Raw genomic sequence first — 19334 nt, 5'->3', positions numbered from 1 at the left:
AAAGGGTATTGCTCTATTATTGTGAACCTTTTCTCACAAAAAAGACAGCCTGCCAATAATAAAAATCCACGTACGCTCAGCAATACCAACTTAAAGACATCAAGCCAAGATTAGAATTGTTACTAATCGTCGAAAGTCTTGTATAGATAGAGATATTGGACCATCAATGGTCACTTTTGTACAGTGTTTTTTTCTATGAAAACTTAAGAAAACATTAAATAATGTATCTGAATGATTCAGAAATTTATGTTTTGTTTGATCAACATAACCTCTGAATTGAGGCGTTCTCTCAAATGATGGCAACTAAATTTTCTTTGGCTGCAAACATTTACCTATAGCTAAAAATACAATTGGGTATAACTGACGATGTCACACCTCGCTTTGCATTTCTTTTTCAATCATATCCAGGGTTTTCACAACTAAGCGTTTGGCCTCTAGCTTCCAACCCCATGATTGAATACCATACGCAACGTAGAATCCTACGCCTGTAGCCATGAAGTCTAGGGGTTGCTGCATGGCAACCCCTAACAGCAGTCCTAAACCGCCAATGCCCCAAAAAGGTAGTGCTACCATCTGTCGGTCGCGTTCAACAATTTTGGCAAACATATTTTGAGGTATATCTGCCAGGATCTGCTCTTTAATCTGCTTTTGCTGAGGATATGGAACCGTCAGCCCAACCTTAGGCCGTAATTTTTCAATTTTTCGCGCTTCTGTACTGTATTGAGTCAGCTCGTCTTCGGCCATGGTGATGAGCTTTTCGATAGAATCCATAAAAAACGCAGAAATAACTGTAGGGTCAGCCTTTAAGGAGTCAGCTAAGACCTGAAAAACTGGCAAAAATGCTTTTAAGTATGCAATATTAACGTTTACTTAAGCATTATTAATTTAAGTCAGTAGTGTAACTCTCTGCAATCGGCTGGACTGCCTCAAAATCTATGGTTTCTGCTATCCCAGCATCGTACAAAAGCTTTTTGCCTCGGTTTTATCGGCTCTCAATCGTTGGGGTGTTTTCCAACATGATGGTGCCTTTAGCAGGTCTTTGTGATACTGCTTTTCTAGGGCATTTATCTGATATTCATTATCTGGCTGGAGTGATTCTAGGCAGTATTTTATTTGATTACCTCTATCGCATTCTTAAATTCTTACGCAACAGTACCAATGCATTAACGGCCCAGGCTGTCGGTGAAGACGATATGACAGGCGTATTGGTCGCGGCCTTGCGATGTGGGTTGGTGGCACTTGCGATCGCAGCCGTCATTTTACTGTTCCAATACCCCATCCATGAACTAGGCTTCACTATCCTGTCCGGAGCCCCTGAAACTGAACAGGCGGGCATCACCTACTTTAATGCCCGCATCTGGGGAGCCCCAGCGGTGCTTCTGAACTTTGTTCTCATTGGCTGGTTTTTAGGACGTGAGAAAAATGGCGTGGTTTTTCTCATATCCCTCATGGCCAACGGCTCTAATGTGCTGCTGGACTATATCATGATCAACCGCTGGGGTTGGGAAAGTACCGGAGCTGGTTTAGCCACTGCCCTGAGTCAGTACCTGGGCTTGTTAGTCGGGTTTATCGCCATTGTGCTGACCATAGACTGGACTTATCTAGGTAAGGCTATGGGGCAAGTGCTCGATCGTCAAGCACTCAGTTCCACCCTGATTCTCAAAGGCAATATCCTGGTCCGTTTTTTAGCCCTAATTTCTGCCTATTCCATTTTTACTAACCTGAGCGCCACCTTTGGTACCGTGTCTTTAGCAGAAAACGGTTTATTGCTGCAAATTGCGCTACTCAGCCAGTTTACGGTTCAGGGAGTGGGGATGACGGCCCAAACCCTGATTGGCAACTTTAAGGGGCAAGGACGTACAGATAACTGTGTACCCGTCCTTAAAACCGCCATTGTAACGAGCCTGGTTATCTCCCTTGGCTTTGCCCTATCGGCAGTGATCTTTCCCAACACGATATTCAGCCTGCTCACCAGCCATACAGAAGTGAGTCAGGCCATGGGCAGCTATGCCGCTTGGCTGGTGCCCCTACTCAGCATCACGTCCGTTGCCTTTATGTTAGAAGGCTACTTTATTGGCTTAAAAGAAGGGGCAGTGTTAAGGGATGGTGCCCTGCTAGGTTTTGGCATCGGTTTCATTCCCTTAGCATCGTTGGCCGTCTACTGGCATAACAGCTATTTGCTATGGACAGCGTTAACAGCCTACATGACTGTCCTAATGCTGTTTTTGGTCTACAAGTTAGTCAAAATGCCATTGGCAGAACCGACAACGATATCATCTTAGAAGTAGGCCACTCCCACCACAGAAAACACTAACAGCCCGCTCCCGGTACACTATAAGCATAAGGAAACCGACCCATGACATGGCAAAACCCTTGGTTGGTTGCAGCCCTTTTCAACCTAGTTCTCATCGGCCTCGCCTTTGCTAGTCCCAAAAAGCTCTTAACTCCCATGGGCTATATCCATGCTTGGGTTTTGGGCGTTATCCTCTGGGGGTGCCTGGGCTGGCAGGCGTATTTTGTCACGTTGGTTTATTTTGCAGCCGGTTCTACAGTCACTAAAGTAGGCTTTGCCCAAAAAGCAGCTGCAGGCATTGCAGAAGATCGGGGCGGCGTGCGAGGCCCCGGCAATGTCTGGGGGTCAGCGTTGACAGCGGCCCTCTGTGCCCTATTGGTATGGTTTACAGGCCTGACATCTGCCACCCTAGCAGGATTAACCACTGGCCAAGTGACCCAGCTGCTGATTCTGGGGTTTGTGGCCAGCCTGAGTACGAAGCTATCGGATACGTCCGCGACAGAAATTGGCAAGGCCTACGGTCAACGGACATTTTTAATTACGACACTACAGCCCGTACCAAGGGGTACAGAAGGCGCTGTCAGCCTGGAAGGCACACTGGCCGGAGTCGTCGGCTCTCTGATTTTGGCAGTCGCAGCCTGGGGTGTTGGCTTGATTCCAGTGGTCGGTGTTGTTATCTGTGCCATTGCAGCCTTTGTTGCCACCACCATTGAAAGTTTGATCGGGGCAACAATTGAGGACAAGCTGCCAGGATTGACCCACGATGTGGTGAACATTATTAATACGCTGATTGGGGCTGTAGTTGCGATCGCACTAGGCGCTCTACTGGCTATTAAATAATGGTATGGCATTGACATTGCAGTAAAGTCCTAGGAATATTCTTTTAATCACCCATGGCTCGACATCAATCATGTCCTGGAGCTTAAACATATTGAAACTTCTAAAACCGTTGATGGAACCTTTTTATGGCCTATCCGGTTTCCCTAGTTCTAGGGATGAACGTATGATTAGCCAAAGTTTTATTAGACAATCCCATGCTCTCTGAGGCTGAGCTGCCCAAATCATCAACAAGCCAAAACAACACCCTTGCTCACATTGCCCAACAATTTATTGGCTATGGCACTGTGGGAGATATTCGCCCCCTCGGTAGCGGTAATATCAACGATACATATCTAGTTGATGCAGAACAGCCGTTTGTCCTCCAGCGCATCAATACTGAGGTATTTCCCCAGCCTCATCAGGTTATGGATAACCTGTGCCAGTTTGTCAGCCATGCTCATCAGCGCTTAGACAAAGCTCCCCTCAATCGTCGTTGGGAAGTCCCCACTGTTCTTAAAACAGATGACAATCAGCACCACTGGATAGATACCCAGGGTAATATTTGGCGCGGTCTGAGCTTTGTACAAGGCACCACCACATTCAACACCATTCAACACCAGGAACATGCCACTGAGATTGGCTATGGTCTTGGCTGTTTCCACAGTTTACTCAGCGATCTGCCCTGTGCAAATCTGGCAGATACCCTACCTGGATTTCACATCACCCCTCACTATCTGAAACAGTACGATGCGATTCTGCCCCAAGCTGCTTCCCTATCTTTTGAAGAACATCACTGCTGCCAACTGATTGATAGCCATCGCCAACGACTATCGGTCTTGGAAGATGCCAAAGCCACAGGTAGTTTGCCCCTACGCTCGATTCATGGGGATCCAAAGATTAACAATATCCTGATTGACACGACCACCGGACAGGCCACCAGCCTTATTGATCTAGACACTGTCAAACCCGGTCTGGTCCACTATGACATTGGCGATTGCCTACGCTCTAGTTGCAACCCATTAGGGGAAGAAACCCAAAATTGGCAAGCTGTCATCTTTGATGTGGAGCTGGGTGCAGCTGTACTAAAGGGGTATCTTTCCAGCGCTAGTGATTTCTTGAATGCGGTGGAATATGACTACATCTATGACGCTATTTGGCTGATTACGTTTGAGCTAGGATTGCGCTTTTTTAGCGATCACCTGGCAGGGGACATTTATTTTAAGACTCAGCGACCGAACCATAACCTTGAACGAGCGTTAGTTCAATTTCAGTTGGCTGAAAGCATTTGCCATCAGAAACCCTTAATTCAAACCGTAATTAATCAATTAAAAGCCCATTACTGTTCTGAAGTTGGGTATGTAGCTTAGAACTATTTAGTACGTACTGAGTTCTACAGGTAACTCAGTAGCTGTCCCCAGGCCTCTAGGCCCTTGGGCAAAGGAGCTTAGCAACATCGTTGTGGCTCCTCCCTTGGTAGACCTTATTTATCTTGTGTTTGTTCCCTTAGGAGACATCAATGGCTATACCATTTTCGCTAAAACCCTTCGAACCAGTCTCGAATTTAGTGATTTCTGGTCGGGTGGTCCGGGCTCAATCCTCTCTCACGGTCGAATACACCCTTACCGGTGCTGTCGAAGATCTCAAGCTCCCCCCTACTGACAGCAAAACCCCTAGCCGCCGCGATCATCTTTGGGAAAATACCTGCTTCGAGGTCTTTATTGGCATACCGGACTCATCCCGCTATTGGGAAGTTAATGCTTCCCCCAATGGCAATTGGAATGTATATCGCTTTGATGATTATCGTCAAGCTATGGTGGCCGAACCCGCCTGTAGCAAAATTGCTAGCACCTGGCAGCCTCTGACGAAAGGCTACTATTTAACCCTAGAGTTACCTACAGACGACTGGCTTGCTATCGATCAACCCCTAGAGCTGGGGATCAGCACCGTGATCAAAACTGACAGTGTTTCCCACTGGGCTCTAGACCATACAGGCCAAGAACCGGATTTCCACCGTCGAGATAGCTTTAGCCTCGCAGTTTAGGGGGTTTTGAGGTCTTAGGGCTTAGTGTTGAGTCGATTTAAGTACAACACCTGAGTTGGATAGGCAAATTCAATTCCAGCCTTGTCAAATTGTTCTTTAATGGTTAAATTCATCTGTTGTTGTACATCTATATAAACCATGTAGTCGTTAGTTTCTACGAGATAAACAACTTCATAGTTAAGACTGCTATCACCAAAACTAGCAAAATGAGCCCGGTCAAACGTGACCTGAGGGATTCCTTCAATGATGTGACGCAAAATATCGGGAATCAGCTCCAGTTGGGTCTTACTAGTCTCGTAGGTAACCCCTAAGTTAAACGCAATCCGTCGTTGGGCCATGCGCTGAAAATTCTGAATGCGCGAAGCCGTTAGATCGGTATTCGCTAAAATCAGCTGTTCTCCATCCAGGCTTTGCAGTCGAGTTGTTTTAATACCGACCTGTTGTACAGTGCCAGACATGTCGCCAACAACAATAAAATCACCAATCTCAAATGGGCGATCTAACAAAATAGAAAAATAGCTAAACAGGTCCTGCAAAATACCTTGGGAGGCTAAGGCGATGGCCACGCCACCAATACCTAAACCGGTTACAACGGCAGAAATATCAAACCCCAGGTTATCTAAAACAAAAACAATTCCAATCGCCCACAGAAATACACGCACAGCTGGGATTAGAGCATTAAGGCTCTGGCGCATATTGGGCTGGTCGCGATGGATAAATCCATAAATACGCAGGCTATATTCAGCCACTGACCCCACTAGCTGCAGCAACAGTAACGTGGCAAAGATAACGCCCACAACGGTCAGCAGCTCAGCAACAGTGGGATACAATGTCAGATTTTGCAAACTGATGTAGCCAAACCCCAGGTAAAGCAGCCACAGTGTCGGACGCTCTATCAAGCGCACCAGCTGATCATCTAAGGTATTGGCAGTGCGTTTAGCCCAGCGTTTGAGACGACGGAGGATAAGACGCTTAAGCAGATGTGCGATCGCAATACCTACACCAATATTAAGGAGCGAAATACCATAGGCCTCCAGGGTATTACCTAGAAAAGTTTTCTGCAGAATATCAGACAGCATGGGGACCAAGTCATCATCAGATTTAGGTTAACAGGGGTAGAGGTTCCTTGCATGGCTCTAACCTTGTTTACACAGCTCGCGCCGGTAACCAGAACCAAATCCGTAGTTCCTTATTCTCCTATTTTGATTCTCTCTGCAATAATCTCTTGTTGTCTTGACAGTTTTATTGAGACATTAAATAAATATAGCAATTGTCAATCGTGCTAAATACACCCTACGCCCTATTCCCCACCCACCCACTCACGCTAGACTAGACACCAAATTTTACACTCCCAAAAGGTGAACCATTTGGATTCCATAAAAATACGTCGGGCTCAGCTAAGTGATGCCCAAATCATTGCCAACTTCAACCGAGCCATGGCACAGGAAACTGAGAATAAAGACCTGATTCCTGAAGTGATCTTAGCAGGGGTAAATTCTTTATTGAACAACCCATCCCGGGGCTTTTACATCGTTGCTAAGGTTGACACTCAAGTAGTGGCTTGTTTGATGATTACGACAGAGTGGAGTGACTGGCGAAACAGTCTTTTCTGGTGGATTCAAAGTGTCTTTGTCAGTCCCAACTATCGTCGTCGTGGCATTTATCGCCGCATGTACCAATTCATTAAAGAGCTTGCACATCAGGAGCCAGATGTTTGCGGATTTCGTCTCTATGTTGAACAAGACAATATGCGAGCCAAGGAGACCTATGCAGCATTGGGTATGACCCAATGCCCTTATCATCTCTTTGAAGAATTAAAGCCAGGTATCAAGTATTTGCAAAGCCCCATATAACCAACAGTCATTGGATATGGCTGTTAAACCTCTACCTGAAAACAGTGCGACTGATGTTTCCAATGATTGAAAACATCAGTCGCACTCAGTTGAAAGGATCACAGACACCTATTTGAATGTTACCGTGTCACATTAATGGACTAATGCAGGAAGTACCAGAGGCCGCAGATGGCCAGGAAGGCCAAAACCAGGTAGATAAATAGATAGCTGATCTTCCGAGGGGCTTCTGCGATCACAACCTTGGCCACCTTGCAGTCACCCACTGTATAGCCTTTACCAGGTTCTAGAGTCACCACAACCGTTTCATCCTTTTCACAAGCAACGGCATCAGCTAGAGGCTTCACTTCAATGCAGACCTCACTCTTACCCTTGGGTATCGTGACACTGCGACTAATTGCCTTATAGTCCTTGCCCTCTGTAGCTGTGCCACTAACACTGTAGGAAACTACAGTATCCTGCATGACGGGCTCTTCCGTGCAAATTAGGAACTTGCCTGTATCAATACAAACTTCACCTTTGTAAGGTTCAGTTGCTTTAGGATCGGGCGATTTAATGCAGACCTCTGGAGCGGGCTCCAAAAGGAGAGAGGTATCAATGCGAAAATGCGATTTTGTAGTGTGCCGCTCAGCAAAGAAAAGGTCAAAGGTATAATCTTTGCCCTTTTCTAGAACAAGAGTTTCACCGGTTGCTAAAGCTTGGTTAAACTGAGTTTCGCCAGCACTAATACCAAGATCAATGGTATCGGTCATGGGTGGATGCACACCACCTAAATCAATCACTAGCTTGCCGTCAATAAAGATCCACAGATCATCGTCGCCGACAAATGTAAATTTCTCAGTGCCCTTATAGGTAAACTTAGCGTGAATTTCGTAGGTAAAGTGATAGTTATGGGCACGTCCCTCATTGCCAAATAGCTCATTGTCAATGGGGAAAAATTCCGAATTCTCATAGGTAAAGACACCGTCATTGTCGGCATCTTCCAAAAGAATATCTAACTGCTTACTCTTGTTAACATCTACAACGTCACGGAACCACTGGTCAAAGTTCTCCTTACCTGTGGTGGTTTTACCTTTCCCTCCCTTATAAATAGGTTTTTTATCAACGCCAAGTTTAGATTCAACAATATTTTTCTCGGCAGCAATCACATGTTGAAAATCATTATGGCTGTCTTTAAAATCGCGAACTTTTCCAGACAATGTAATTTTTTGTGTCATGGGAGCTTCCTTGTTCTGAAATAGAGGCTCTTTTTTATACAATCACCATCCTAAACTTTCCAGAACCCACCTAAAAATTCCTCTGAAACTCCGTCACATCAAGGCCAACCAAATCATGAATCAACGTAACAGTATCAGCAAAGCTCTATAGAGCCTTACAGAACATCATTAACCATGCCGATATCACACCTATCCGCCATCTCTGCATCAACGGAGATTTGACGTAAAAATACCTAAAACCTAAAAACTATAGGCAGCTTCCACAACCTCTGCAGAAAATATGGTTTGGAGTAAATCAAAGTGAGGTAAACATAGGGCAAACTCATCGGAGGTGAGCAGCTGACCATATTCTCGTTGTAATAGCTTTAGCATATAGCGCACTAGCTCCCATCTCACATTGAATGTGGGATATAGCATCACACACAACGGAAACAGTTCTTGCTGAACAACACTGGTATTTTTCTCTAGTAAACAGACCCAAAGATAAATTTGAAACATTTCTGTATCTCGGGTACTAGAGGCCCTAACAGTTGTTGAACCCAAAGAGCCACTATAGCACTGGTGCCTTGGGAAAACCTCTAGAACTTGAGTTACCACATGCTGGGCAATGGTACTACTCTGAGGTAGAAGCGTTCGCACAACCTTTAGTTCCGACGAATTATAGCCGTAATACGATGCAGCATCATAGGCTCTTTGCAGCGGCATATAGAGGTGATCATCAATTGCTTTGAAATAAAGCTGTAATATTCCCCGCTGCGATGGTTCAACTGATTCTAGCAATAGCTGCCCAGTGTAATGGAACTGCATACTGACAAAGCCAATGACCCTAGGATCTACAGCCGTAAATTTTGCTCGAATAATGCCTAAATCTGGGGCAATATTGACGGCAAATCGCTCAGGGTAAACAAATGAGGCGTAGCTTTCAAACGCTCTGTCAAAGATCTGAAACACATCACCAGCAATCGCCCATGGGTCAATAATATCGGGGTCTAACTGATGTTGTACTACCTGTTGTGAGAGAAGTTGCTCGGTTTTGTTCCATGCCCTCGCACTAATGGAGCGCAAATCTTGATGCAGCATCTTTGCAACTGCAGCCCGCAATTCACGTTCATCAGAAAAGACGGGTCGTGATGCTCCTTCCTTGACCATGCGCATGTAGCGAACAGCCCAAGCTTTAGAGAATGAAGACGGCGAGTCTAATTGATTAACTTTAGATAAGTCAATTTCTTGTGAAACAGATGACCCTATAGAAGATTCGGCAAACATTGTCTTCAAACGAGACTCTCGGAATAACGTTGACACACTTATAAAACAATTTGCCAACAAGATCCATCACCGGCAAACCATTAGTCCCCACAGCTAAGCGAGTGATCCCATAGCTCCTACCTATCAACACAACAATCATCAACGCGGTTCACATATCACTGCGCAAGTCAAGTAAGTCAGTTGGAACGACAAGCTGAACTCAGTACAAACTTCAGAACTTGTTACTGATTATCTAGCTATGGCCTTAAGATCAACTTAATATATTTACATTTCTTAAACTTAAGAGGTCCAACAACGTCCTAAAGTCTGACCACCTGAGATAAGGCTATGCATTGTTTGGATTTTTGTCAATCCATCAGGTCTCTAACGCTACGTAGGGTATATCGAACAGAATGAAATCAATGTCGTTCTATGGGCCAAAGCATCAATGTCGTTATGCAATTTTTATGTGAGTAAGAAATTAGGGTTCAGGGAATTCTCATATGCGCTAATCAGAATGGAGGCGATCTATCTCTAGTTACAAAAAGCCTCTGCTTGCCATGTCCCCCCAATCCAACCAACAACCAACTCGTCGCGGCCTACTGAAATATTTAGGGCTACTGGCAGGTGCAGCCACCTTACCCCCTGTTCTCAATTCATGTAGTGCAGAATCAGCCTCCACGTCAGAACAATCTCGCTTCCCCCCAGAGCTATCTTCAAGCTTAGCTACCCCCCTGGCAGCAACTGGCCTTAATCCCCACCGAGTGGCTCTTGTTAAAACGACGGATCGAGCAGCTGGTGTAAGGCAGGCCATAGCGTTGTTGCAGCCCCCTAGCTTTAAGCAAAAGCGCGTATTTATTAAACCTAATTACAACACAGGCGATCCAGCTCCAGCTGCCACAGATCCAGTTGTATTGGAAACTTTGGTGCAAGAAATTCAGGCAGCTGGAGCAAGCGCTATTACCGTTGGTGACCGGTCTGGCATGGCAAACACTCGCAACGCTATGGCCCAAATGCAGGTTTTCAATCTCAGTCAGCGCTATGGGTTCAACACCCTTGTGTTTGATGAGTTGAGCCGAGACGACTGGCAATATTTTGCAGCGACTGGCACAAACTGGTCCCAGGGATTTGCGATCGCCCGGCCTGTTCTTAATGCCGATGCCATTGTCAATGTCTGCTGTCTTAAAACCCATCGGTTTGGTGGCCACTTTACATTGTCCCTGAAAAATACCATCGGCATGGTGGCTCGCTATGTGCCGGGTGATGACCATGACTATATGCGTGAATTACATCGCTCTAGCAGCCAACGGTTAATGATCGCCGAAGTCAATAAAACCCATCGCCCCTCGCTCATCATGATTGATGGTGTAGATGCCTTTGTCGGCGGCGGTCCTGAACAGGGACGGCGGGTACAGGCAGGGCTCATGCTAGCCAGCACAGATCGCATTGCCATTGATGCGGTTGGCATTGCCATGCTACGCAAGCTAGGCACAACTCGCGAAGTATCCAGTGGGTCAATTTGGGATCAGGCTCAGATTAGGCGAGCAGCTGATTTAGGCTTAGGAGCCGTTAGCTCCGAGCAAATAGAACTGGTGACCGCTGATCAAGGGAGTGCCCAACTCGCTGATGAAATTCGTCAGTTTTTGGTTTGAAGCGCCTATTACGAAAAAGTTGACCATTGGATTAGATACCTATGCAGGTGAACTTTACTTGGCGATAGCTATTCTGATACTTTCAAGAAAGACCGATCGGTCTTTTTAGGATTTTCTCAGGCTCTAAACTTGTTTACCTGTTGCGACTGTGTCTAAAGCCCAGACTACAAAGGCCCATATTATCCAACAAGCGGCTGTTGTTTTTAACCAGCAGGGCTATGCGGGAACATCAATGGCTGACATCATGCAGACGACGGGATTAAAAAAAGGAGGCATATATAACCATTTCAGCAGCAAAGATGAATTAGCCTTGGCGGCTTTTGACTTTACCGTTGGCTTGGTGGCACAGCAATACAAAATTGCTCTGCAAGGGAAGCGCCACTCTATTGAACGTCTTAAGGTCATTATTGAAACCTTTTGCAGCATGGTGGATAAACCCGCTTTCAAAGGGGGATGTCCGTTAATGAATACGGCAATTGAGAGCGATGACACCCATCCAACTTTGCGCGATCGCACCTGCCAAGCCATGGATAACTGGCGGCAAATGATTCGCAAAATTATCAGTCTCGGCATCAAACATGGTGAAATTAAATCTTCACTCAATGCAGATGCCACCACTACCATTGTAATTTCCACCTTGGAAGGTGCTTTAATGATGAGCCATCTCTATGGTGATCACGTCCACCTATCCTGGGCTAAACAGCATTTATTTCAATACATTGCAACCCTTCAGCAAACAGATGACTCCACCCCCCTAGGTCTTTTGGAGTAGGGAGCCACCCAACCTAGCCTCAGGTTATTTTTTTCACCATTGCTTTTTCCTCAAAAAAGACCGATCGGTCTTTTTTTAAATTTTATTTCTATTAAGGATTAAGGAGGACTCGATGCTGACGTTTTACTATCACCCCCTATCGCCTATCTCCCGACGTGTTTGGCTAGCGTTATTGGAAAAAGAGATTCCCTATCAACCCGTCATCGTGGATCTGAGTAAACGTGAACAGTTTCAGACTGATTTCCTCACCCTCAACCCCTTTCACCATATCCCTGTGATTGTTGAAAATGGCTTTCGCGTGATTGAATCCATCGCAATTCTAGACTATCTAGAGGATCAGCATCCCCATATTCCATTGGTACCGGCATGTCATAGGGAACGGACAACCATGAGAATGATTCAAATGGTAACCGTCAATGAATTGGTCTCAAAACTCTCTAAAGTAATTAACCAAGACCATGTTCCATTGACAGCAGATGTCAAACAACAACTCAATGCTGCTTTAACATTTCTGAATAGTCACGTGGGCAAAGGAGGTTATTTTGGCGACACTCATTTAAACTTGGCTGACATTGTAGTGGGTGCAACGGTGCCATTATTCTGCAGACTGGGCATAGGGCTAACAGACTATCCTGCCCTCAATCAATGGAACAATCACATCACCGCTCGCCTGGCCTGGCAGGCAACAAATCCCAGTGATGTCGACTTCGAGGCTTGGAAACAACTACTACAGCGATGGATTCGCATAGCCATGAAGCGGCAAAAGCGACAGCATCAGAACAATTAACTCAACGGCTTTAATTAATTGACAAAAACCATGATCGTTATCCACTCTTACAAACCCACATGGCCCCAAGAATTTGCAGTGATTCAAGCCGCTTTGACAAAAATTTTAGGAGCACAGGCTCTCTGTATTGACCACATTGGTTCAACTTCAGTACCTGGCTTGGGAGCAAAAGACGTTATTGACATTCAGCTCACCGTACAGGCCCTTACACCCAACATTCCAGAAAAGCTAACGGAGGCAGGCTATTACCATCGGGAGCATATTACCTGTGATCACGTTCCCCTGGGTGCAGATGCCACTCCTCACCTATGGAAAAAACAATTCTTCCATCAACCGGATGGGCAACGGCGTGCAAACATCCACGTGAGAGTTGAGGGCAATCCTAATCAACAATATCCTTTGTTATTTCGCGATTACCTTCGTAGTCACCCAAATTCAGCCAAATCTGTAGAGCTGATTAAACGAGAAATTGCCAAGCGTCATGGCGATGATATTGATGCATACTATGACATTAAAGATCCGGTTTACGATTTGATTTGGGAAGCTGCCCTGGCCTGGTCAAAGGGGTTAAGTAAGGTTGAGTAGTCAACAACTTGTCAAAATTGTGCACTATTTGTTGCGATCGCATCCAGCTTGACACAATTCTCTATAGAGCAATACGCAACTCCGCTGAATAAATTCAGCACATTGTCGATATGCCTGAAATGTCTCACCATGGGGCACCGGAATATCTTGGGCTGGATGACCAATGTATTCCTGTATTGTGTATACCTTATCAGCAATAGCTGGCACCATACTGATGAGAAGAAACTTCTGGGGCCGGGTCATGGTAAAAATCAAATCAGCCCAGGCCAAATTTTCAGACGAAATCTTCTGGGAACAATGTTCAACAGAAAATCCATACTCTGCAAGCGTTTGCTGCATCTTATTAATCATCGGTCGCCCCTCCGATGCATAAATACCAGCTGAACGAACCTCAATACTGCCATTTTCTAAAATAGAACAAAAGAAGGTGGCCGCCGTCGGACTGCGACAAATGTTTCCATCGCAGACAAATAAAATCTTCATCCTGATTGTGAGTCTTATTTCCTGAATTTAGTAGTTTTGGTAAGTATGTTTAAAAACAATTTTTCAGCATCGAAATCAACCCAACCTTTGCATCAAAGAGATCGCCATAGTTACTGTATCAAACAAGTATAAACAGCAACCATTTAGATGTTTATCTCTTACAAAATGACGCCACTTAAGTATCATTAAAGACGAACGAAAAGGTTAAAAACAAGTTAAGAAACCAGAGTTTTTTTCGAGGTTTATCATTAATGCAGCATATAATTAACCCCCATAACAATAACTTTATTACTTGACGAATATATCGACTAATCATGAGAGATTTATTGCTTAATTTATCAAGTTGTGTCGTGAAACCAGGGAAACGATTTTGCCCACTGGTTACGGCCCTCAGCGCTCTAACACTGTTTACTAGTTGCAGCAACGACACAAGCCAGAATGTTTCATTAGTCAGTTCAGATAACGTAATTCGTTCAGCCTATGGAACTTTAGAAGAGCTGTTTCAAACAGAGGTAATTAATATTGGCTTAGAATCATTAGGCTATAAACCAATCGCTGGTTCTGAGTTGGAATATGACGTTATTCACCAGGCTATTTCCCGTGACTACTTAGATTACACAGCCGTTCATTGGAATCCCCTCCATCGGAATTTCTTTGAAGAAAATGGAGGCCATGAAAAACTAAAACGAGTCAACCCATTAATCGATAATGCTTTACAGGGCTATCTAATTGACAAAGAAACATCGACCCAAAAAGGTATTGGTAGCTTGGAAGATCTGAGAGATCCAGAACTTGCTAAGCTATTTGATACCGATGGGAATGGTAAAGCCAACTTAATCGGTTGCCCACCAGGATGGGGATGCCGAGACGTGATCGAATCTCATCTCAACGATTACAATCTGCGAGATACTGTAGAGCACGATAATGAGAATTACTTTGCCTTGATGGAGACAACTATCAAGCGCTACAATGAAGGTAAACCAGTACTTTACTACACCTGGACTCCGCTATGGGTAAGTGGTGTGCTGGTACCCGATGAGGATGTTGTCTGGTTAGACGTTCCCGTTGTCGGTATTCAAGAAAACGCCTCTGTGATTGATGGTAAAAATCTTGGCTTTGAAGTTAATCAGATTGAAATTTTAGCCAATCGACAGTTTTTACGAGCACATCCAGACATCGCTCGATGGTTTGAACTCGTTAATATTCCCATCACAGACGTCAGCCTGCAAAATCAGCGTATGCGTGATGGAGAAAACACTCCCGCAGACATTCGTCGTCATGCAGAAGACTGGATCCGCGACAACCAAGGCACCTTTGACGATTGGATTGAAGATGCCAAACAGGCTGCCAAGTGATAAATGCAAACTAGAGAAAATCAGCTAGGTTTTCAATTTTGAGTTCTCGGCTTTAGTTGATTTCAAACTCAGAAATGAGGGTTGAATTAGAGCCTATTTTTGCGCAAAAGCGTTCTATAGCATGCTTCTTCAGAGATAATTGTCAGCACGATTGTTGGATTTATAAAATCCTTATCCCTGAGAACTTACCCCCCTCCTATAAGCCTTTTAGCTTGGCAAACAGCCAGTCTTCTCATCTGTCAGTAGCCAAGTTTTTACCAAGCCATCATACCCACCACTTGCCAATATAGTGCCCTCTTGGTTAAAGGCAAGACTATACACAAATCCAGAATGGCCCCGCAAAGTGCAGCGTTCTACCGCCTGTTTCCAGTCCCATACCTTAACAGTTTCATCAAAGCTACTGCTAGCCAGCACCCCTCCATCGTCACTAAATACAACATTAGCGACAACAAAATCATGTCCGCTTAAGGTTTGTTCAGCCACGCCGGTTGCTAAATTCCAAATTTGCACATTGGTATCATAGCTACTGCTAGCAATATATTGACCATCGGGACTAACGGCAACACCTGTTATTCTATCCGTTCCCGATTTGTAAGTTCGCACTGATTCTGAGGTCACAACATCCCACAGAGTCACCACTCCATCTTGATCGCCGCTCACTAATTCCTGAAAACTGGCAGAAGAGAATGCCAAACTGTTCACCTGTGCTCCAGAATCCACCAAGGTTGTAAATTCACGTCTCAGGTCAAGATCCCAAACTCGAATGGTGCCGTTACTGCCTCCGCTAGCGATAAGAGTGCCATCAGCGTTCACTGCTAGACTCACTATTCGACCAGAGCGACCCGTAAATATATGTTCTTCTAATCCTGTTTCAACGTTCCATACAACGATGTTGCCGTCACCTCCACCTGATATCAAATATTTTCCGTCAGGGGTAAACGCGACACTATTCACCCGCCCTGCATGGTTGAGAGTACGCTGTACTTTACCTGTATCTAGATCCCAAAGCTTAACCGTTTGGTCATAACTCCCGCTAGCGACAAGGGCTGCCTCTGGCTGCATGGCAACACTGAGTACCGTGGCGGTATGCTGTGCCAGAGAATGCTGTGTTGGCGTTGGTGCCGCTGCTATTGACCCATCCGCAGATTGTGTCGTCGTTTGAGAATAGTTTGAGTGCTGATTTAGACTCCCCCAAATTAATCCAAACACTGTTCCAATCACGCCAAGCGCCACTAAAACAATAATAGAAGGGGCTAGAAGCTGATTTCTTTGAAGCATTTTTAGTTTATTTCACTCCAATAACAACAAAAACAAACAACTTCTGCTAAAACAGCATAAAAGCCCAGACTATACGGTTTAAACCACAGTATTTTTCAGCCAAATTGCTTAATATTTATCGTTCTTTGGATTCCGCAAGGTCATCGATAGTCATCTCTTCGTACTTTTCAAAGGGTTGGTGAATCCATGGATTGGTTTCTAAATAATCAACATAATAGTCAGGCTTAATCACTGAACAGGCTTTGTACCAAAGTACGGCAGTCTTAATATCGTCAATATAGAACCCATATCGATGCTGCAACCAGCGAATGCTACGCTGCAAGCTTTGGCCTGAATCCACCAGATCATCCACTAAAAGAACATGGGTGCCAAGATTGGTGGTGGTCATACTCAAATCCCTAGAAAATGTGATTGACCCACGGGTCCGGTTGCCTTCACCGCCATAGGACGATGTGGAGAGAATAGCCAACGGTTGACCATAAATACGACAAAGAACGTCTCCAATCCGCAGACCGCCCTTAGCCAGACAGACAATCTGATTAAATTGCCATCCTGACTGATGAATAGCGACTGCTAAATTTTCAACGGCTTGGTAGTAGTCTGACCAAGACACATAAAGATCAGTATCGGTAGAAGGCCTAGTAGCTGCAAGATCTGAAGTTACGGACATGGATAACTCGGAGGAAAGGGGGGACACCAATAGGGCAATAATATAGCGTTGTTACATGGCCTGAAAGCAGCGTCTTTTCTTAAAAACGTTGCCCCACCAGGCAATGGCAGCGTACAAAGATTCTAGTGTGACGCTTGGTGTGACGATACAGTCAGGTTTGAGCCTCATTCTACAGATGATTTAATAATTTCTAGCAACCTCTCCACACTATGGAAACTTCAGGCAAACCATCGCATCCTCCAAAACTGACTTGGTCTACAAAACTGGCCTACGGTGCCGGGGATATGGGAGCGGGTCTAACCTCTAATTTATTAGCGTTTTCGTTTCTGATTTTCTTAACCAATGTTGCTGGATTAGACCCGCTCAAAGCAGGCACCGTGTTGCTGATTGGCAAAATTTGGGATGCTGTCAATGATCCAGTTGTCGGGATCTTGAGCGATCGCACCCGCACCCGTTGGGGACGACGCTATCCATGGATAGTGCTAACGGGCATTCCATTTGGAGCTACGTTTTTCCTAAATTGGATTGTTCCAGGGAGTACCAATCAAAACGTACTGTTTTGGTACTACGTTTTTGTTTCTGTGGTATTTCAGATATTTTTTACGACGACAAACTTGCCTTACTCGACTCTGACCGCCGAAATGACTCAGGATTATGACGAGCGGACAGAGCTTACATCCTTTCGACTGTCATTCTCCTTAGCAGGGGCGGTGCTAATTTTGGCGTTAGGCCTGGTGGTGGGTCAAATTACCACAGATCCCCAACAGCAATATCGCATCCTGGGCATCCTGGGGGGTGGCATTTCAATTGCAACGATCTATTGGTGTGTCTTTGGCACATTTCGGCACTCTCAAGAACAGGCAGCTTATCTCGGGAAATCGCTTAAAAACAGCGATTTTGACAACAACGGTTCATTTTTACAGCAGATAAAAATTGTTTTAAGCAATGGCCCCTTTCTATTTGTCGTAGGAATTTATCTTTTTTCATGGCTGGCGCTCCAGATTACAGCCGCCATCATTCCCTTCTACGTGACTTTTTGGATGGGAGCCGATGATTATTTTTTAGCCGCACTGTTGGTACAAGGTACGGCCATTCTGATGATGTTTGTCTGCAACTTATTGGCTAAACGTATTGGTAAAAAAGGGCTTTACTTTTTAGGAGCTGGCGTTTGGACAATGGTGCAAATTGCTCTATTTTCCCTACAGCCAGGGCAACTCATGACCATGTATGGACTATGTATCCTTGCCAGTTTTGGTGTAGCCACAGCCTATGTTGTTCCCTGGTCGATTTTGCCAGATGTGATCGAACTTAATGAACTCAAAACAGGGCAACGTAGTGAAGGGGCCTTCTATGCATTTATGACTTTGCTACAAAAAATAGGGCTTGCTGTCGGTATTTTTCTCGTCAGTTTAGCGCTAGAAACATCAGGATTCGACAAAAGCTTTGCCACACAGCCAGATTCTGCACTGTGGGCAATTCGCTTTTTTATGGGACCTGTGCCCTTGATCTTACTCGTGGGTGGCATGGTGCTGGCATACTTCTATCCCATCACCAAAGCAGTCCATGCCGAAACCCTACTTAAGCTAGCTGAACGCCGTAAACAAATACAGCAGTAGGCAACACCACTAACTGCGTCGGCGAGCACCAACTTCCGCTGGCTCTGCTGGCGCTATTTCAGTAGAGAGATAATGCTTACCTAAATCTAAAAACGCGTTAGCACGATTAATGTGTTGCTTAGCATCAGCCAGGGTGGCTTTATCTGTATGAGAATAATCTGCGCGCAGTCTTGCGTTTAAGCCATCGTTTAGATATGCACTATAGGGTTGAAATAGAGGCCTTTTTTCTGAAAATTGTTCTGAAAATAGACTATTGACAGCTTCATTTTGAGTAGGTACAGCTGCAGTCTGCTCCAGGAGAAGTGCCTCAGCCACATACAACATGGCGTAATAGGCGCGAGAAATAGCAATATCGTAAAAGTGACTATGGGCTAATAGCTGAGCTGCCTTTATATTTTCCTTTGCATTTAAAAGACGTTGCTTCTGCTCAGACTTCATGAACAAGAACTCCGGAAAACATTGAAAATATCCGTCCCAGCGGACATTAAAGCATAAATTGGTCCCAATCTTAAAGATTTCTTTAAAAGATATGAAAATATGATTCTGAACCTACCACGGATAGTCAGATATATTAAGCCCCTTGCTCCCAAGAGGTTAAAACGATTGAGACATTGGGTCATATCTTGTCTAGGATTATCTTGACAGCAACCCATGGCACAGTTTTTAGGCTG

General features: G+C 45.0%; 19 protein-coding genes. 11 read left to right on the top strand and 8 right to left on the bottom strand.

Going from position 1 to position 19334, the window contains the following annotated elements; genetic code table 11:
• Positions 1-369 precede the first annotated feature (369 nt).
• A complete protein-coding gene (locus tag QGP82_RS29035; protein ID WP_163667470.1) occupies positions 370-771 on the bottom strand; it encodes a hypothetical protein in 402 nt (133 codons plus the stop codon).
• Between the two features lie 164 nt (positions 772-935).
• Between QGP82_RS29035 and gntT the strand changes: the two genes are divergently transcribed.
• The 4 genes from gntT (at position 936) to QGP82_RS29015 (ending at position 5153) form a co-directional block, all read left to right on the top strand.
• Positions 936-2282 (top strand): guanitoxin biosynthesis MATE family efflux transporter GntT, encoded by a 1347-nt coding sequence (gene gntT / locus QGP82_RS29030; RefSeq protein WP_163699021.1) that lies wholly within the window; start codon positions 936-938, stop codon positions 2280-2282.
• Between the two features lie 74 nt (positions 2283-2356).
• Positions 2357-3133: a TIGR00297 family protein gene (locus tag QGP82_RS29025; RefSeq protein ID WP_499061761.1), complete on the top strand. Its 777-nt coding sequence runs from the start codon at positions 2357-2359 to the stop codon at positions 3131-3133.
• A 194-nt stretch (positions 3134-3327) separates the two neighbouring features.
• Entirely contained in the window at positions 3328-4479 is a 1152-nt protein-coding gene (locus tag QGP82_RS29020; RefSeq protein WP_163667462.1) for a phosphotransferase enzyme family protein, read from the top strand.
• 149 nt (positions 4480-4628) lie between these two features.
• Complete coding sequence (locus QGP82_RS29015) at positions 4629-5153, top strand: DOMON-like domain-containing protein (protein ID WP_163667459.1); 525 nt, start codon at positions 4629-4631, stop codon at positions 5151-5153.
• A 14-nt stretch (positions 5154-5167) separates the two neighbouring features.
• Here QGP82_RS29015 and QGP82_RS29010 read toward each other — a convergent pair whose 3' ends face one another.
• Positions 5168-6232, bottom strand: coding sequence for a mechanosensitive ion channel family protein (locus QGP82_RS29010; RefSeq protein ID WP_163667456.1), 1065 nt, complete (start codon positions 6230-6232; stop codon positions 5168-5170).
• Between the two features lie 288 nt (positions 6233-6520).
• Here QGP82_RS29010 and QGP82_RS29005 point away from each other — a divergent pair, with 288 nt between their 5' ends.
• Positions 6521-7006, top strand: coding sequence for a GNAT family N-acetyltransferase (locus tag QGP82_RS29005; RefSeq protein ID WP_163667453.1), 486 nt, complete (start codon positions 6521-6523; stop codon positions 7004-7006).
• 140 nt (positions 7007-7146) lie between these two features.
• On the opposite strand, the gene QGP82_RS29000 is transcribed toward QGP82_RS29005, so the two are convergent.
• Positions 7147-8220 carry a fibro-slime domain-containing protein gene (locus QGP82_RS29000; protein WP_163667450.1) on the bottom strand — a complete coding sequence of 358 codons (1074 nt, stop codon included), beginning with the start codon at positions 8218-8220 and terminating at the stop codon, positions 7147-7149.
• Between the two features lie 240 nt (positions 8221-8460).
• Positions 8461-9522 carry a hypothetical protein gene (locus tag QGP82_RS28995; RefSeq protein ID WP_499061760.1) on the bottom strand — a complete coding sequence of 354 codons (1062 nt, stop codon included), beginning with the start codon at positions 9520-9522 and terminating at the stop codon, positions 8461-8463.
• Positions 9523-10025: 503 nt separating this feature from the next.
• Here QGP82_RS28995 and QGP82_RS28990 point away from each other — a divergent pair.
• From QGP82_RS28990 to QGP82_RS28975, 4 genes are all read left to right on the top strand, one after another.
• Positions 10026-11117 carry a DUF362 domain-containing protein gene (locus QGP82_RS28990; RefSeq protein ID WP_499061759.1) on the top strand — a complete coding sequence of 364 codons (1092 nt, stop codon included), beginning with the start codon at positions 10026-10028 and terminating at the stop codon, positions 11115-11117.
• 148 nt (positions 11118-11265) lie between these two features.
• Positions 11266-11889: a TetR family transcriptional regulator C-terminal domain-containing protein gene (locus QGP82_RS28985; RefSeq protein ID WP_163667443.1), complete on the top strand. Its 624-nt coding sequence runs from the start codon at positions 11266-11268 to the stop codon at positions 11887-11889.
• 112 nt (positions 11890-12001) lie between these two features.
• The gene (locus tag QGP82_RS28980) at positions 12002-12676 is read left to right on the top strand and encodes a glutathione S-transferase family protein (RefSeq protein WP_499061758.1); all 675 of its coding nucleotides are present in this window, start codon (positions 12002-12004) and stop codon (positions 12674-12676) included.
• Between the two features lie 30 nt (positions 12677-12706).
• Positions 12707-13261, top strand: a complete 555-nt coding sequence (locus QGP82_RS28975; RefSeq protein WP_163699011.1) for a GrpB family protein — start codon at positions 12707-12709, stop codon at positions 13259-13261.
• Between the two features lie 24 nt (positions 13262-13285).
• On the opposite strand, the gene QGP82_RS28970 is transcribed toward QGP82_RS28975, so the two are convergent.
• Entirely contained in the window at positions 13286-13744 is a 459-nt protein-coding gene (locus QGP82_RS28970) for an arsenate reductase/protein-tyrosine-phosphatase family protein (RefSeq protein ID WP_499061757.1), read from the bottom strand.
• Between the two features lie 350 nt (positions 13745-14094).
• Here QGP82_RS28970 and proX point away from each other — a divergent pair, with 350 nt between their 5' ends.
• The gene (gene proX / locus QGP82_RS28965; RefSeq protein ID WP_499061756.1) at positions 14095-15099 is read left to right on the top strand and encodes a glycine betaine/L-proline ABC transporter substrate-binding protein ProX; all 1005 of its coding nucleotides are present in this window, start codon (positions 14095-14097) and stop codon (positions 15097-15099) included.
• 207 nt (positions 15100-15306) lie between these two features.
• Here the strand turns inward: proX and QGP82_RS28960 are convergent, their stop codons facing one another.
• Positions 15307-16377 carry a WD40 repeat domain-containing protein gene (locus QGP82_RS28960; protein WP_499061755.1) on the bottom strand — a complete coding sequence of 357 codons (1071 nt, stop codon included), beginning with the start codon at positions 16375-16377 and terminating at the stop codon, positions 15307-15309.
• 115 nt (positions 16378-16492) lie between these two features.
• Positions 16493-17047, bottom strand: coding sequence for a phosphoribosyltransferase (locus QGP82_RS28955; RefSeq protein WP_163667426.1), 555 nt, complete (start codon positions 17045-17047; stop codon positions 16493-16495).
• 209 nt (positions 17048-17256) lie between these two features.
• On the opposite strand from QGP82_RS28955, the gene QGP82_RS28950 reads away from it, so the two are divergent.
• Positions 17257-18663 (top strand): MFS transporter, encoded by a 1407-nt coding sequence (locus tag QGP82_RS28950; protein WP_499061754.1) that lies wholly within the window; start codon positions 17257-17259, stop codon positions 18661-18663.
• A gap of 9 nt (positions 18664-18672) precedes the next feature.
• Here the strand turns inward: QGP82_RS28950 and QGP82_RS28945 are convergent, their stop codons facing one another.
• Positions 18673-19101 (bottom strand): HEPN domain-containing protein, encoded by a 429-nt coding sequence (locus QGP82_RS28945; RefSeq protein WP_163667421.1) that lies wholly within the window; start codon positions 19099-19101, stop codon positions 18673-18675.
• Positions 19102-19334 lie beyond the last annotated feature (233 nt).

Origin of the sequence: Leptothoe sp. LEGE 181152 (assembly GCF_032906605.1) — a bacterium.
Classification (GTDB): Bacteria; Cyanobacteriota; Cyanobacteriia; order Phormidesmidales; family Phormidesmidaceae; genus Leptothoe; species Leptothoe turfae.
This window is presented reverse-complemented; position numbering and strand designations above follow the sequence as displayed.